15 protein-coding genes are annotated in these 14,862 nt (G+C 37.1%); 6 read left to right on the top strand and 9 right to left on the bottom strand.

Annotated elements, in window-relative coordinates:
- Positions 1-52: 52 nt before the first annotated feature.
- Positions 53-1,150: an MBL fold metallo-hydrolase gene (locus ACNFU2_RS06015; protein ID WP_418124129.1), complete on the top strand. Its 1,098-nt coding sequence runs from the start codon at positions 53-55 to the stop codon at positions 1,148-1,150.
- Positions 1,151-1,152: 2 nt separating this feature from the next.
- Here ACNFU2_RS06015 and ACNFU2_RS06010 read toward each other — a convergent pair whose 3' ends face one another.
- Positions 1,153-1,440 (bottom strand): GNAT family N-acetyltransferase, encoded by a 288-nt coding sequence (locus ACNFU2_RS06010; RefSeq protein WP_172278880.1) that lies wholly within the window; start codon positions 1,438-1,440, stop codon positions 1,153-1,155.
- A 453-nt stretch (positions 1,441-1,893) separates the two neighbouring features.
- On the opposite strand from ACNFU2_RS06010, the gene ACNFU2_RS06005 reads away from it, so the two are divergent.
- The 4 genes from ACNFU2_RS06005 (at position 1,894) to ACNFU2_RS05990 (ending at position 6,150) form a co-directional block, all read left to right on the top strand.
- Complete coding sequence (locus ACNFU2_RS06005) at positions 1,894-2,799, top strand: helix-turn-helix domain-containing protein (protein WP_172278878.1); 906 nt, start codon at positions 1,894-1,896, stop codon at positions 2,797-2,799.
- Between the two features lie 89 nt (positions 2,800-2,888).
- Complete coding sequence (locus ACNFU2_RS06000; protein ID WP_418124126.1) at positions 2,889-3,890, top strand: aldo/keto reductase; 1,002 nt, start codon at positions 2,889-2,891, stop codon at positions 3,888-3,890.
- A gap of 71 nt (positions 3,891-3,961) precedes the next feature.
- Positions 3,962-5,152, top strand: coding sequence for an MFS transporter (locus ACNFU2_RS05995; RefSeq protein WP_273648331.1), 1,191 nt, complete (start codon positions 3,962-3,964; stop codon positions 5,150-5,152).
- Positions 5,153-5,154: 2 nt separating this feature from the next.
- The gene (locus tag ACNFU2_RS05990; RefSeq protein WP_418124124.1) at positions 5,155-6,150 is read left to right on the top strand and encodes an MBL fold metallo-hydrolase; all 996 of its coding nucleotides are present in this window, start codon (positions 5,155-5,157) and stop codon (positions 6,148-6,150) included.
- Between the two features lie 59 nt (positions 6,151-6,209).
- On the opposite strand, the gene ACNFU2_RS05985 is transcribed toward ACNFU2_RS05990, so the two are convergent.
- The 7 genes from ACNFU2_RS05985 to ACNFU2_RS05955 all read right to left on the bottom strand — a co-directional run bounded on the left by ACNFU2_RS05985 (position 6,210) and on the right by ACNFU2_RS05955 (position 11,762).
- Positions 6,210-6,608 carry a DoxX family protein gene (locus ACNFU2_RS05985; RefSeq protein WP_172278870.1) on the bottom strand — a complete coding sequence of 133 codons (399 nt, stop codon included), beginning with the start codon at positions 6,606-6,608 and terminating at the stop codon, positions 6,210-6,212.
- A 43-nt stretch (positions 6,609-6,651) separates the two neighbouring features.
- Complete coding sequence (locus tag ACNFU2_RS05980; RefSeq protein WP_418124122.1) at positions 6,652-7,431, bottom strand: DUF1223 domain-containing protein; 780 nt, start codon at positions 7,429-7,431, stop codon at positions 6,652-6,654.
- Positions 7,432-7,548: 117 nt separating this feature from the next.
- Entirely contained in the window at positions 7,549-8,316 is a 768-nt protein-coding gene (locus ACNFU2_RS05975) for a LytR/AlgR family response regulator transcription factor (protein WP_172278866.1), read from the bottom strand.
- Entirely contained in the window at positions 8,297-9,310 is a 1,014-nt protein-coding gene (locus tag ACNFU2_RS05970; RefSeq protein WP_418124120.1) for a sensor histidine kinase, read from the bottom strand. The genes ACNFU2_RS05975 and ACNFU2_RS05970 overlap by 20 nt, the downstream gene beginning before the upstream one ends.
- 102 nt (positions 9,311-9,412) lie before the next feature.
- Positions 9,413-9,859, bottom strand: coding sequence for a hypothetical protein (locus ACNFU2_RS05965; RefSeq protein WP_345987871.1), 447 nt, complete (start codon positions 9,857-9,859; stop codon positions 9,413-9,415).
- Positions 9,856-10,851, bottom strand: a complete 996-nt coding sequence (locus tag ACNFU2_RS05960; protein WP_273648326.1) for a heme-binding domain-containing protein — start codon at positions 10,849-10,851, stop codon at positions 9,856-9,858. The genes ACNFU2_RS05965 and ACNFU2_RS05960 overlap by 4 nt, the downstream gene beginning before the upstream one ends.
- Before the next feature lie 164 nt (positions 10,852-11,015).
- Complete coding sequence (locus ACNFU2_RS05955; RefSeq protein ID WP_418124117.1) at positions 11,016-11,762, bottom strand: SDR family oxidoreductase; 747 nt, start codon at positions 11,760-11,762, stop codon at positions 11,016-11,018.
- An 86-nt stretch (positions 11,763-11,848) separates the two neighbouring features.
- Here ACNFU2_RS05955 and ACNFU2_RS05950 point away from each other — a divergent pair, with 86 nt between their 5' ends.
- Positions 11,849-12,187 carry a winged helix-turn-helix transcriptional regulator gene (locus ACNFU2_RS05950; RefSeq protein ID WP_418124115.1) on the top strand — a complete coding sequence of 113 codons (339 nt, stop codon included), beginning with the start codon at positions 11,849-11,851 and terminating at the stop codon, positions 12,185-12,187.
- Between the two features lie 323 nt (positions 12,188-12,510).
- Here ACNFU2_RS05950 and ACNFU2_RS05945 read toward each other — a convergent pair whose 3' ends face one another.
- A complete protein-coding gene (locus tag ACNFU2_RS05945) occupies positions 12,511-14,730 on the bottom strand; it encodes an NADP-dependent isocitrate dehydrogenase (RefSeq protein ID WP_418124113.1) in 2,220 nt (739 codons plus the stop codon).
- Positions 14,731-14,862 lie beyond the last annotated feature (132 nt).

Here is a 14,862-nt window from a genome sequence, read left to right as displayed (position 1 = left end):
CCGGCCTACCAATTCACAGTAAAAGTTAATACATTTGAACTTTATTTATCAAATGATGTATTTATTTATTGCGATTGCCATCCTGCTTATATTAGCATACTACATAATAACAAGCCGGGAAGTTTTTGGTGCCGAACCTGCTGGAAAAAGACTGGAGAGAATGAAGCATTCAAAGCTTTATAAAGATAAACAGTTTCAAAACCTTAGTTATACACCATCAATTGCTGAAGGCTATAGCATGCCAAAGGTTCTGTATGATTTTTTTGTGGCTAAAAAAGATCCGCTTTTAAAGCCACTGAAAAATATACCATCAGTTCATACCATTTTAAAAGAGATCCCAAAAGACCAGGATGTATATGTCTGGTTAGGGCATTCATCTTATTTCATTCAGACAGATGGAGTATCCTTTCTGATAGATCCTGTTTTGAGTACGTATGGCTCTCCATTTAAATTTTTTAACAAAGCTTTTCCAGGGTCTGATATTTTCAAACCCGAGGATATCACGGAACTTGATTATCTTGTTATTACCCATGATCACTTTGATCATTTGGATTATCCTACTGTCAAAAAGATAAAAGATAGGGTAGGAAGTGTTATTTTGCCATTGGGAGTCGGAGCACATTTTGAAAAATGGGGTTATCAAGAAAATATGCTTATTGAAGAAGAATGGGGAGGAATGGCATATTTAAAGAATAATATTAAAATTACTTTTACTCCGGCAAGACATTTTTCAGGAAGAAAAATAAAGAGGAACGGAACATTGTGGACTTCTTACGTTTTGGAAACTCCTACTAAAAAGATATTTTTAGGAGGGGATAGCGGTTATGATACCCACTTTAAAATGATCGGTGATCAATATGGTCCTTTCGATTATGCAATCATGGAAAACGGCCAGTACAATGAAGCATGGAAATACATTCATGCACTTCCTGAAGATGTTATACAGGCGAGTATAGATGTTAATGCAAGGAATATTATTCCTGTTCACTCTTCGAAATTTGCTTTAGCCCTACATCCATGGAATGAGCCATTGCAAAAAATAACAAGTTTAGGTAAGGAAAAAAATCTACGTATTCTTACTCCTATGATCGGTGAAACAGTTAGCCTGGATGAGCAGGATCATCAGTTCAAAGCCTGGTGGGAGGATTGATATCAGGCGTGCCAGATGTCGTTATATCGTTTCGGGTGATTTTCAAACTGTTGTCTTACAAAATCACATTCAGGATCTATCAGCAGGTCCTTTTCCTCTGCGTACCGTACCAGTTCATCTAAAAGCATCTTGGCATATCCGTGTCCTTCGAGTTCTTCATTAAGCTTTGTATAATATACAATTAATTGTCTGCCATCAATCGCTATGGACATATAGCCAGCCTTCTTGTCGTCAATTAATATCTGCAATTCATCCTGATATGGAGATATTTCAAATTTTATATTTTCCATAAGTATTGAAATTAGATTGAGTAATAAATGATCTTGAGAGCCTGAAAATCAGATCTCTTCTTTAAAATTACAAATTATAATCATATAATTCACCAATTTATAAGAAGTTAATCGTTATTTATATTCTTTTCAATTAAGCCAGGCAATAGTTGGTATTTGAACATAATGATCAGTAATCCTACTTATTCTTTCTATAACGGATTTCATAACCTGCATTCCACCGGCAAATTTATTCGTTACATTCTCAGTTGCTTATGATCCTTTAACAAATATTAATAAATGATTTCTTTTGCTTTGGCATTTTAATTGAAATGACATGAACACCGTATTAATCACATTTCACTATATATTCAAATTTTTCTTGATGGCTGTTCGTAAGATCAGTCATTTTTTGTGTCGCAAGAATAAGAAGGAAGTTATTTTGTTTTTGTTTGAATTTTATAACTTTGTCTTATGGAATCATCAGAGTCATTACAGGAATTTTATAACCGTACGCAGGTAAGGGTTTATCCTTCCTGCCTTTCTAATTCCGGACTGGGACATTTTAATGTCTTTTCACGGGATAATTGTGCATTGGTTACTCCTTACAGCAGAAGGGATTTTTATAAAGTATCCCTGATTATCGGGAAAGGAAAACTTCACTATGCGAATAAATGGATCCGTGTGGATAGGCCTGCGCTGCTGTTCTCTAATCCGGTAATACCATATTCCTGGGAAGCTGATGATGATAACCAGACAGGGTGGTTTTGTCTGTTTACCGATGAGTTTCTTCAAAATGGAAGCCGTTTGGGAAACCTCCAGGATTCACCGCTTTTTAAAATAGGGGGAACACCTGTTTTCTTTGTTAATGAAGAACAGCAAAAAACAGTTTCTGACTTATTTGTAAAAATGATGACAGAAATTGATTCTGATTATATTCATAAATATGATATGCTTCGAAGCTATTTACATCTTTTAATCCATGAAACCATGAAGATGAACCCTGCCGAAAACTTTGAGTATCATCAGAATGCTTCACAAAGAGTGGCATCCTTGTTCATGGAATTATTAGAGAGGCAGTTTCCTATCGATAGTCCCGAATCCTATTTAAAACTAAGAACCCCTAATGATTATGCGGAGAGTCTTTCCGTACATGTGAACTCCCTTAATCGCTCCGTAAAGGAGATTACAGGTAAAACAACCACACAACAGATCACTTCCAGGATTATTCAGGAGGCCAATGCTTTGCTGAAGCATACGGATTGGAATATTTCTGAAATTGCTTACGGGTTAGGATTTGAGGAACCTGCTTATTTTACTAATTATTTTAAAAAACAAACAGGAAGAACTCCCAATGCACTGCGAAGTAACTTAGTTTGAATTTTATAATTCTTAGTTTGAATTCTATATGCAATCATCATTGATGTTGTTGTAATTTTGTTTCAGTAATTTAAAACCACAAAAAAATCATGAAATTTAGAAAATTAGGAAACACAGGAGAGCAGCTATCTGCAATAGGTTTGGGATGTATGGGAATGAGCTTTGCTTACGGACCTACAGATGAAAAGGAAAGCATTGATACATTACACAAAGCATTGGATCTTGGAGTTAATTTCTGGGATACTGCAGACATGTATGCTAACGGAGAAAATGAAAAACTAATTTCCAAAGTGCTTGTTCCGAACAGGGATAAAATATTCATTGCCACAAAATTCGGATTCAGGTTTAAGGACGGTAAAGCTAGCCATAGTGGTGCTCCCGGGACTTATTTTGATGGTTCGCCGGAATGGATCAGACAGGCTGTAGATTTAAGTCTACAACGATTAAAAATCGATACGATAGATCTTTATTATGCACACAGGGTAGATCCGAATGTGCCCGTTGAAGAAACAGTGGGAGCGATGGCTGAACTTGTAAAGGCCGGAAAAGTAAAATATATAGGTTTGTCTGAGGCTTCAGCAGAATCTATCAAAAAGGCAAATAAAATTCATCCCATTACTGCGTTACAATCGGAATACTCCATTTTAACAAAAGATGTAGAAAAAGAAATTTTGCCAACCATAAGAGAGCTGGGGATTGCCTTAGTTCCTTATTCTCCACTGGCAAGAGGGCTCTTTGCTAACATTAATGAGGTACAGAATTTTGGAGAAGATGATTTCAGAAGGTCTTTACCACGTTACCAGGAAGAAGGTCTTGAGAACAACAGAAAGCTGGTTCAGGAATTTAATGAACTGGCAAGCTCCAAAGGAATCAAAGGAACCCAGCTGGCTTTGGCCTGGGTACTTAATCAAGGGGATGATATTATTCCTATCCCAGGAACCAAGCGTATTAAATATCTCGAAGAAAATATCGGAGCGATTGATGTAGAACTTTCACAATCTGAACTTGATACTATTGATACGATTCTGAAGAAATATCCAAATGTGGGAGAGAGATATAATGAAGGTTCGATGAAACTGGTTAATAATTAAATAAATTTTAAGTTTGGATTTCTGATTATTCGGAAATCCAGATTTTTTTTGAAAGAAAAATAAAAAGAGGAATGAGAACTCTTAAAGAAAAGAATCAATTGATAGCTACTGTGCTGGCTTTTGCAGTAATTCCGATGTCTGGTCTGGCAACGGATATTTATTTACCTTCTATGCCCAGCATGGCAACAGAACTTCATTTACCTGAAAGCAGTATCCAGCTTACACTTTCTATATTTTTAATCAGCTATGGAATAACGCAGTTCTTTGCCGGTAGTGTTGTAGATTCGTTTGGGCGTTATCCGGTGTCCATTTTTTCACTGGCCTTTTTTGTGATCACTTTTTTAATTACGGCAACGACTAAAAATATTATGGTAATCTATGCGATGCGTGTCCTCCACGGTATGTTATCCGGTTTTGCCGTCGTTTCCAAGCGGGCCTTTTTTGTAGACGTGTACGAAGGAGAACAGCGAAAACATTATTTAAGTATCATGACGATCGTATGGTCTGTAGGGCCTATCATCGCTCCGTTCATCGGAGGTTATCTCCAAAAGAGTTTCGGATGGCAATCCAATTTCTACGTTCTGGCGGGATACAGTTTACTGCTTCTTATTTTAGAACTGGTATTTTCGGGGGAGACTTTAAAGGTACGGAATCCTTTTCGCATCAGTTTCCTGATCCAAGAGTATAATTCCATGTTTAAAACCAAAGATTTTTTCTATGGGATGCTGATGTGTGGGCTTAGTTATGCGATGGTAATATTCTTTAATCTATGCGGAGCCTTTATTATCGAGCATAAAATGGGATATTCTGAAGTTACTGCGGGATATGTTTCTCTGATTTTGGGATTGGCCTGGATGACAGGTGGGTTTTTGGGAAAAGCGTTAATCAACAAGGCCTTTCTGCCTAAGATCCGATATGCTAATTTTATTCAGTTGATTTTAATTATTTTAATGTTCATTTTTTCTTACTATGTAAGTAATCTGTACAGCCTTGTTGCTTTTGCTTTTGCAATTCATGTGACAGCCGGATTTATTTTCAATAACTATTTTTCTTATTGTATCGGACGATTTCCAAGTTCGGCAGGTATTGCCGGAGGATTAACCGGAGGAGTGGCATTTATCATTACTTCAGCCATAAGCTATGGTATTGCAAGTCTTATAAAACCTCAGTTCCAGCTGCAGGTAGCAGAAGGTTACTTTGTGCTGGGTATTTTGGGGCTTTTTATTTTAAGTATGATCAAAATCAGAAAAGCACACATTTAATCATGAATAGAAGAGAACTTTTAAAAAATGGAATTTTAGCAGGAGCTTTTAGTATAATTCCTTTTTCCAGCTCGTTGGCGCGGGAGAAAAATTCCTTCAGTATAAGCGCAGAAGATGATCTTTCCGGAGTGAAAAAAATAAAATTGGACGATCTGGACTTATTTATTCTTACAGATGGATTAATCCATGAGGAAAATCTTAATTCCTTTGCTCCACGTGGAAATATATCTGAATTGAAAGCAATACTCAAAGATAATTTCCGTCCGGAAAATTCGATCGACATGGCAATGAATGTACTGTTGGTTAAAACAAAAGACAGATTGATTCTACTGGATACCGGGATGGGAATTTTTGCCGATAGCAGAACCGGATTTTTATTGAAAAGCCTTAAAAAGGCTGGTTTTTTACCTTCTGATATTACAGATGTATTTCTTTCTCACGCTCATCCTGATCATATAGGTGGAGTAGTAGATAAGCAGAATCAATTGGTTTTTCCAAATGCCCGGTTGTTTATTTCAAAAGTTGAATATGATTTCTGGATGAAGGCAACAATCAAGGATTTCACTAACAGCGCACTAAAGGATCAACCCGAATTTCTTAATCAGATTATTCCTGGCATTCAGAATATTCTTAAGGTGATACAACCTCAATTAAAATTTTATGATCTTGAAAAGATGCTGTATAATCAATTCAGTTTTCAGTTAGCTCCAGGACATACACCAGGTCTTACTTTGGTTACTATTACCTCAGGTAATGAACAACTTCTATATATTGCAGATTTAATGCACTCGGATGTCATTTTATTTCCGCATCCTGACTGGGGATACTTTGGTGATACGGACCTCGATATAGCCATTGCTTCAAGGAAAAAAATACTTGAACAACTGGCGGAAACGAGATCCAGAGCTTTTGCGTACCATTTACCATGGCCCGGTTTAGGGTTTACTAAAAAGAAAGGGAACACATTTGAATGGGTTCCTGAGGTTTTTATGAGCTAAAAAGAATAAGAAAATCCTACTGAGAACAGTAGGATTTTCTTATTAAGGAGAACTTTGAATTAAAAGCCGGGTTCATCAAAGATCAATTCCGGACTGTACATTTTTCTGAACATAAGATATGTAACGGAAAGGACTGAAAATGCTATGATCGCATCGATCGTAGAAGGAAATCCTAGGACGGCAATTTTGGAAAAGAATGCGAAAATAATATCGAAAAACATTCCGGCGAATACCCATTCTTTTAATCTCAGTAATTTGTTTGGAATTAAAAGTACGGTAACTCCTGCAAGTTTAAAAACACCAAGGATATAAATAAAGTGAGGAGGGTATCCTAGCTGCTGGGTAATATCCCATACTACCGGATTTTTAGTCAATTCAAAGAAGCCACTTGCTCCAAACCATAATGACATAAAGATAGCGCCTGACCAATAGATGATTTTTGTTGTTTTTGTTTTCATTTTTTTATTGTTTTAAATTGTTATATATTGTTTAATGTGTATGTTATTGAAATGTAGCTTTTGATGCACCTGAGATCTGGCCGGTTTTTGTATTTTGAACAAATCCTATAATTTCCCAGTCTGTAGTATTGAAGTTTTCAGGTATTGAAAAAGTAGAAACACCTTCAGAATTATTTTGTAATGAAATCTGAATCTGCTTGTGAACAATTTGCCAGTGATTCAGGTGTCGTCCTTCATTTTCACCTTTTGCAACGTTAGTTGATGCTTTTTTCTGTACCAATGTAAGTAAGAGTTTACTATGAGAATCATTTCCTGATACCTTATAGTGAATATTGATCTGCTTAGAATCGGATTCAGCTTTAAGGTCTATAGAACTGCTTGCTGTGTGGCTTACAGCATTGATAATGGAGTTTTCCACGGCTTCCCTGTCTGATCCTACAAATTGTTGTTTTCCGTTGACAACGAGCTGTGGGGTGTATACCTGGGAATCCAGTATTCTGCTGTATTGCTGTTGGCGCTCTGAATTTTCAATGCTGCTGAATCTGTCTTTCCATCCTAGACGGTTCCAGTAATCCACATGATACGCGAGAATATAGACAGGCTGATCTTTGTTGTTCTCTTTAATTTCTCCCATCAGGGCATCTGCCGGAGGGCAGCTTGAACATCCTTCAGAAGTAAAGAATTCAAGGACCGCAAAGCCATTGCTTTTACCTGATGCAATTTTTTTAAAGCTTTCATGTGGTTTATCTTTCTGCATAAAGGCAGAAACAGTAAATAGTAAAGCTACAAATGCTCCTACTATGAAAAGTTTTTTAGATATCATTTCTTTTAATTTTTATTCAAAAGTAGATACCTAGGGGATGCTAAAAAATGAAAAAAGGGCTCAACCAGACAAATCGAAAGGTGAACCCTGAAAAATATAGATTTAAGAAATTAGCTGTTAACGATCTTCCAGCCAGGAAAAGAAACTATGCGTTTTTTCTTTATTGATAAGAAGCTTTTCCGGTGTGTCGATAACTAACTTTACATAGATTTTACGTTGGAAATAATGCTCCATTTCTTTAATAGCGCTGAAATTCACAATATACTGCCTGTTCACCCTGAAAAATTGTTTTGGAGAAACCTGCTCAGCGACCTGTCCCAACGATTGTGAAAGTGAAAATTGTTGTTTATCAAAAGTAACCAGATGGGTCATTTCGTTGTGAATGTAGAAATAGGCTATATTTTCGGTAAGAATAGTGGTGTATTTTTGATTTTTAAAGACCAGGAAACTACTTTTGGTAGCAGTTTGTGGCTGAGCTATTTTTTGTAAAAGTGCTTCCAGTTCCGGGATTTCCGTTTTCTGGAAAAACTTTTTGAGCTCGTCCACTTTTCGTAATGCCTCTGCAATATCTTCACGTGAAAAAGGTTTTAAAACGTAATCTACTCCTTTACTTTTGAAAGCGTCCAGCATATACTGGTCAAAGGCAGTACAAAAGACCACGGGGCAGGTAATATCTGCCTGCTTAAAAATTTCAAATGATAACCCATCAGAAAGGTGGATGTCCATAAAGATCAGGTCGGGCTTTGTATTGTTCTGCAAAGCTGCCACACTGGACTCTATGCTGTCATAAACTCCGGATATAACAGATTCCGGTTTTAGTTCTTTAATTAAATTCTGTAAGGATTTTGCGGCTCTGAACTCGTCTTCAATGATGATGATATTCATGGATAAATGGTAGTTTTATTTGGAAAATTTGATTGTTATCTAAAATGTCGATTTCCTGGTCCAGAAGATGTTTGTAACGCATATTGACGTTATTCAGGCCAACTCCTAATGAATCTTCCGGAACCAATTTCCGCTGGATAGGATTTTCAATAATGATCTTTTGATCAGCATCATAGATTCTGATATGAAGAGGTTTACTCTGGGAAACAATATTGTGTTTAATACAGTTTTCCACCAGTAATTGCAGGGTAAACGGAGGAATAAGGGTTTTGAGCGTTTCTTTACCGAGAGTATCGGTAAAGGTAAATCCGTTACCAAACCTGGCTTTTTGCAGGAAAAGATAAGAATTAAGTATTTTCATTTCTTCTTCAACGGTGATAAGGTCGAGTTTTCTGCTTTCCAGGGTAAAACGGTAAAAGTCAGAAAGCTTGATAATGAAATCAATGGTTTCCTCATCATGCGTTTCCACCATGGATTTAAGCGTATTTAAACTGTTGAAAAGAAAATGGGGATTTACCTGTTGTTTTAATAATTCGTATTGAGCACCTAAATTATCGCTTTTTACTTTTTCTAATTCCAGATGAACCTGCTGGCCGGCGTAATTATGCTGTACAAGATTTAAAAACATATAGAAAACAAGGTTGATAAGGATTCCTCTTACTTCCACCATCAGCATAACAGGTCCGAAATTAATATGGGATAAAATAAGCTGCTGGATCCAGGCCAGGCCAAACATCACAACCATTCCCAGGGCAAGGACAACCAAAAGCCGGGAGTATGAGATTCCCTGACGTTTCTTTGTATTACGATTGAGTAAAAAAATGTTGAGGTACCACATAACAACTGCAAATGCTGAAGTAATGGCTGCATTAACCACAGCTTCCATGAGATTAAAATCATGGGAAGCAAGCTGAGGGACTGAGGAAAGTGCTCCCAAAACAATAGAGCTTATCCAGATAACAGCCTGTGATATTTTTATTTTTTCTTGTTGCATTAAGAAGAATTGGGTTTAAAAATGTGAAATTAATATTTTTTAATGATAACTATTAAATAAATACAATCTGAGACTGCTATTGAATCTCAGATTGCATTATTTTTACGGCATAACGACCGGTTGATAGCCCATCATGTACTGTATTCTTTGTTCTTTAGTCTGAAAGATGCCGGGTTCCTTTTCGTTATCCAGCTCTTTCCGGTAAGAGACTGATCCTTTTATACCGGTTTCAACAGTTTCTACGCTCACCAGCTCACCAGTGATAGTACCTCCGGTATATTGCGGGTTTTCATGATATTTCCAGGTGACAAGTTTCATTTTTGTTCCGGGCAGCGGCTTATCATTTTTATTGGATAAAGATTGAAGGGCCTGACTGTTTCCGTATAGGGCGGACATCGTCTCTTTTTTCGTATTTAAAGATGAGGCAATGAACTGTAGCCCACCGGCATCAAACACAAGACGGACATGCTCCCGGTCCTTGGAATTTTCAGTTTTGCATGAAATTAAAAAAAGAAAACTTCCTATCATGGCTATAATTATTTTATTCATTTTGTCTGTAGTTTTTCGATTAGATTTTTGGTGTTTACTTTCATCGGTACGTCGAATAAATATCCTGTAGGCTCTGCCAGCTGACGATGACAGGCAATACATGATTCTCTGGCAAATGATGCCGTATTTCCGGTAGGGTGAAGATCTTTACCCGAGAATTTGGCGAAACCCCATCCTTCGGTATCGGTGTATTTTTTTGAATCTTTTACCATAAACTGGGCATTAACAAATTCGCCAGGTCTGATTTCTCCATCAGGAGCTTCTGTCTGTTTCCATACTGCTTTTACTACGATGCTGCCGTCCGGCCATGGATGGAAATTGTCTGTTTCAACTGCTTTTACGGCAATGCTGTTTCCATAGATAACGCGGATGGAATTATCAAATAATGTACTCATACTGATTACTTTCCAGTTTTTAAACTCCGGTGTATATTTTACTCCATTTGGTGAAACCGGAAAACCAGAATGGCTTACAGAAGCTGTTTTTATATCTTGTTGAAGGGGTTTTACCTCTTTTGTGTTTGCCGGTGAAGGACTTTTTCCTGAAAGAGATAGTGTGTATTTTCTGATAACTTCAATATCCTTTGCAGAAACTTTTGCAGATGCATGCAGTAAGGTATATTCGTGAAGAGGCATTTTTCCGGCTTGCATCATATTCAATATGGAATACATTCTGCCTTTGTGTTCACCTGGTGAAACCTTTGACCATTCAGAAAAATTCATGACTTCCCTTGCTCTTTCAACATCCTTTTTTACACCCCATGATATGGGAGCAAGCTGATCATACCAGCTTAGTTTTTGTTCATTAGAATGGCAGTTGAAGCATGATCTTTCCAGAACGGCAATCACCTCGTGCGGTGCTTCAATGGTGCCGGTTACAGGTTTACCTTCAATAGGAGAATTGAAAAGCTGTAATCCTGCAAAGACTCCCACAATAGCTATAAATAATATAGCAATGGGTTTTGTTGTTCTCTTTTTCTTTACTGAATCCATAATCGTTTTATTTTTATGATTCAAAAATAGATTGCTGGCAAAGGAAATGAAACCTAAAAAAAGGTGAACCGGACAATTTAAGGGGTGAAGTAGAATTTATGCCCCGGAATATAAAACAAAAAATACCGGAAGTTCTTCCGGTATGTGATATGGAGAGTGTTTAACTATAAAATCATTCCTCCGTCAATGATAATTTCAGTACCTGTCATAAAGCTTGCTACATGCGAATCGGATAAATAAACAACCAGTTTTGCAACATCTTCAGCAGTTCCCATTTTCTTTAATGGGATAGCATCGATGAGCCACTCATTTATACCTTTTAGTGTTTCGTCATCGAGACCGGCTTTGGTCATAATTTCAGTTTTTGTAGGACCCGGACTTACCATATTGACCCTGATCTTTCTTGGTGCTAATTCAGCGGCAGCTGTTTTCGCAATAGAATTGAGGGCTGCCTTACTTGCCTGATAAACGGAACTGTTAGGTTTATAGGTTGTTGCGACATTTGATGATAAGAATACCACAGAAGCACCATCATGTAAAATAGGAGTAAACTTACTCAACGTGAAATAAGCTCCTCTGAAGTTGATATTCATTACATTATCAAAATTATCGGCATCCATATTCTCAATAGAGGTCAATGTGCCCGTAATTCCTGCATTGATAAATAAAATGTCAACTTTCCCGTGTTTTTCTTCAATCTCTTTTTTCAACAGATCAATATCTTCCAGTTTGCCCTGATCTGCAACGAATGGAATTGCCCCCAGTTCTTCAGCTGCTTTTTCAATGGCGTCTTTCCTTCTGCCGGTAATAATTACTTTTGCTCCTTCAGCTATTAATTCCTTTGCTGTGGCATATCCGATCCCACTATTTCCACCGGTCACTACTGCCAGTTTGTTGTTAAATTTATTCATTTCTTAAAATTTTTGACAAAGTTATAGTGAAAATGATATACTTTTGTAATCAGTATCACAGAGTATATCAAAATAAATATTTTAAAATGGAAAGAGATCAGACCGAAGAACTCAGAGCGTTGCAGGATACCTTGTACTTTATAGGTGGTAAATGGCGTATTCCGGTTATCAATTCAATTTGCAATGGTAACAGGCGTTTCCGTGAGATTGAACGCAGTATTCCAGGTATTACAACAAGAATGCTTTCAAAAGAGTTAAAAGATATGGAGATGAATAAACTGGTGACCAGAAATGTATATCCCGATACTCCGGTTTTAATAGAATATATACCCACGGAGTATTGTCGTACTTTCGGGAAGATCATCACGGAAATGATCAACTGGGGGAGGGAGCACCGGAAGGTAATCGTAGACAGGGATGTTTAGCGTATGAGATTAAAAGATTTAAAAGATTGGGAGCGATTGAGGGATGTCTTTGTTATTCAGAACAAAGCGTAAGTGAAGAATCTCAGCAGTTTTATTTAAAGATTAAAGAATTCAAAATGAAAGAATAGGTAAAACATAGTGCATTTTGTTTATAATTCCTAGCAGTAGAAATGGGCTTTAGCGTTTTCAATACAAGACATTCTTCCTATGGTTTTCGTCAAAACTAAACCAAAATTTTTATATCATACAAAGATAAGATATCGCACTTATTTCAATAAAAAAAGCTCCTTAGAAAAGGAGCTTTTATTTATAGTCAATGAAGATTAAATTCCATCAATAATTTCATTTAAAACAGTACTTGGTCTCATAGCTGCATAGGTCTTGTAGGTATCAGTTTTGTAATATCCGTCAATATTTTGAGGTTTACCCTGAGCTGCAATTAATTCCTGGTTGATCACTGCTTCATTCTCTTGCATGCTTGCAGCAACAGACTTGAACTTCTGAGCAATTTCAGCATCGTTAGTCTGATTAGCTAAAGCTTCTGCCCAATACATAGCAAGGTAGAAGTGAGAACCTCTGTTATCGATCTGTCCTACCTTTCTTGCAGGAGATTTATCGGTTGCCAGGAATTTAGCATTAGCTTCATCCAGTGCATCAGCCAGCACCTGAGATTTTGTATTTCCCTGATTTTGTGCCAAATGTTCCAAAGAAGCCTGAAGTGCTAAGAATTCTCCTAAAGAATCCCATCTTAAATAACCTTCTTCAAGAAACTGTTCAACATGCTTAGGAGCAGAACCTCCGGCACCTGTTTCAAATAGACCACCTCCATTCATTAATGGAACGATGGAAAGCATTTTTGCTGAAGTTCCTAATTCAAGGATTGGGAAAAGGTCTGTTAGATAATCTCTCAATACATTTCCTGAAACTGAAATGGTGTCTTTACCTTCTCTTGCTCTTTTAAGAGTTTCAGTCATGGCATCTTTTACGTCAAGGATTCTGATATCTAATCCTGCAGTATCATGATCTTTTAGATATTTTTCTACTTTTTTGATGATTTCTCTGTCGTGAGCTCTTCCTTTATCCAACCAGAAAATAGCCGGTGTATCGGATAGTCTTGATCTGTTTACTGCCAGTTTTACCCAGTCCTGGATCGGAGCATCCTTAGTCTGACACATTCTGAAGATATCATTTTCTTCTACTTTCTGAGAAAGAAGAACGTTTCCTGCTTCATCCTGAACTTCAATTGTTCCGTTAGCAGTAGCCTGGAATGTTTTGTCATGAGAACCATATTCTTCTGCTTTCTGAGCCATTAAACCTACATTCGGAACAGAGCCCATAGTTGTAGGGTCCAGTTTACCATGAGCTTTCATATCATCGATTACTGCCTGATAAAAACCGGCATAAGAACGGTCCGGAATGATCGCTACTGTATCTTCTTCCTTACCTTCTTTATTCCACATTTTACCTCCGCCTCTTACTAATGCAGCCATAGATGCATCAACGATGATATCTGAAGGAACATGGAAGTTGGTAATTCCTTTATCCGAATTTACCATTGCTACTCTTGGTCCATTTGCCAAAGCGGTTTCGATAGCTGCTTTAATTTCAGCTTCCTGAGCATTTCCTTTGATTTTCTCAAAGAGATCAGCAAGACCGTTGTTAGGGTTGATATCTAAAGATTTGAAAGTATCTGCATATTTTGTAAATACATCTTTGAAGAAAGTTTCTACAATAGCCCCAAAAATAATCGGATCAGAGATTTTCATCATAGTTGCTTTCAGGTGAGCAGAAAGAAGAACATTTCTGTTTTTAGCCTCCTCAATCGCTTCCTGTACAAAAGATTTCAAAGCGTTCAGGTTCATCACTGAAGAATCAATAACTTCTCCTGCTTCAAGGCTTGCAAAATCTTTCAGGACTTTTTCAGAACCATCATTTCCTTTGAAAACGATTTTGTATTTTGTAGCATTTTCAAGAGTTGTTGAAGTTTCAGTACCATAGAAGTCTCCGTTATTCATATGGGCAACATCAGTTTTACTGTCAGAAGCCCAGTCTCCCATTCTGTGAGGGTTTGCTTTTGCGTAGTTTTTAACAGCTTTTGGTGCACGTCTGTCAGAATTCCCTTCTCTTAACACAGGGTTTACGGCACTTCCTAAAACTTTTGCATATTTTGCTTTAATCGCCTTTTCCTCATCATTTTTAGGCTCAGAAGGATAGTTTGGAACCGCAAAGCCTTTGGATTGTAGTTCTGCAATAGCTCCATCAAGCTGAGGTACAGAAGCGGAAATATTCGGTAACTTGATAATATTAGCATCCGGTGTTGTTGCAATCTGGCCCAATTCAGCCAAAGCATCACCAATTCTTTGATCTTCTTTTAAGAACTCCGGGAAGTTGGCAAGGATCCTTCCTGCCAAAGAAATATCCGGAACGGCGATTTCAATATTTGCTGATTTTGTAAATGCCTTTACGATAGGTAAAAACGAGTGTGTAGCCAGCATTGGAGCTTCATCCGTTAATGTGTAGTAGATTTTTGATTTTTCTGACATTATACTGTTATTTATTATTTGATTTTTTAACTCCCACAAATTTAGTTAAAATTTAATTTTTTTGGATTAATCCTATATAAGTTTTTATACTTTAAGAATTATTTAACCTTTATTTGAACGAAAAAAATGGCA

Source organism: Chryseobacterium sp. PTM-20240506, assembly GCF_048296755.1.
In the GTDB taxonomy this organism is placed as follows: Bacteria; Bacteroidota; Bacteroidia; order Flavobacteriales; family Weeksellaceae; genus Chryseobacterium; species Chryseobacterium proteolyticum.
This window is presented reverse-complemented; position numbering and strand designations above follow the sequence as displayed.

What these genes read in the sequence shown, in the direction of transcription:
- ACNFU2_RS06015 (WP_418124129.1), top strand. Translation starts at nt 53, where the DNA reads ATGATGTATTTATTTATTGCGATTGCCATCCTGCTTATATTAGCATAC.
- ACNFU2_RS06010 (WP_172278880.1), bottom strand. Translation starts at nt 1,440, where the DNA reads ATGGAAAATATAAAATTTGAAATATCTCCATATCAGGATGAATTGCAG.
- ACNFU2_RS06005 (WP_172278878.1), top strand. Translation starts at nt 1,894, where the DNA reads ATGGAATCATCAGAGTCATTACAGGAATTTTATAACCGTACGCAGGTA.
- ACNFU2_RS06000 (WP_418124126.1), top strand. Translation starts at nt 2,889, where the DNA reads ATGAAATTTAGAAAATTAGGAAACACAGGAGAGCAGCTATCTGCAATA.
- ACNFU2_RS05995 (WP_273648331.1), top strand. Translation starts at nt 3,962, where the DNA reads ATGAGAACTCTTAAAGAAAAGAATCAATTGATAGCTACTGTGCTGGCT.
- ACNFU2_RS05990 (WP_418124124.1), top strand. Translation starts at nt 5,155, where the DNA reads ATGAATAGAAGAGAACTTTTAAAAAATGGAATTTTAGCAGGAGCTTTT.
- ACNFU2_RS05985 (WP_172278870.1), bottom strand. Translation starts at nt 6,608, where the DNA reads ATGAAAACAAAAACAACAAAAATCATCTATTGGTCAGGCGCTATCTTT.
- ACNFU2_RS05980 (WP_418124122.1), bottom strand. Translation starts at nt 7,431, where the DNA reads ATGATATCTAAAAAACTTTTCATAGTAGGAGCATTTGTAGCTTTACTA.
- ACNFU2_RS05975 (WP_172278866.1), bottom strand. Translation starts at nt 8,316, where the DNA reads ATGAATATCATCATCATTGAAGACGAGTTCAGAGCCGCAAAATCCTTA.
- ACNFU2_RS05970 (WP_418124120.1), bottom strand. Translation starts at nt 9,310, where the DNA reads ATGCAACAAGAAAAAATAAAAATATCACAGGCTGTTATCTGGATAAGC.
- ACNFU2_RS05965 (WP_345987871.1), bottom strand. Translation starts at nt 9,859, where the DNA reads ATGAATAAAATAATTATAGCCATGATAGGAAGTTTTCTTTTTTTAATT.
- ACNFU2_RS05960 (WP_273648326.1), bottom strand. Translation starts at nt 10,851, where the DNA reads ATGGATTCAGTAAAGAAAAAGAGAACAACAAAACCCATTGCTATATTA.
- ACNFU2_RS05955 (WP_418124117.1), bottom strand. Translation starts at nt 11,762, where the DNA reads ATGAATAAATTTAACAACAAACTGGCAGTAGTGACCGGTGGAAATAGT.
- ACNFU2_RS05950 (WP_418124115.1), top strand. Translation starts at nt 11,849, where the DNA reads ATGGAAAGAGATCAGACCGAAGAACTCAGAGCGTTGCAGGATACCTTG.
- ACNFU2_RS05945 (WP_418124113.1), bottom strand. Translation starts at nt 14,730, where the DNA reads ATGTCAGAAAAATCAAAAATCTACTACACATTAACGGATGAAGCTCCA.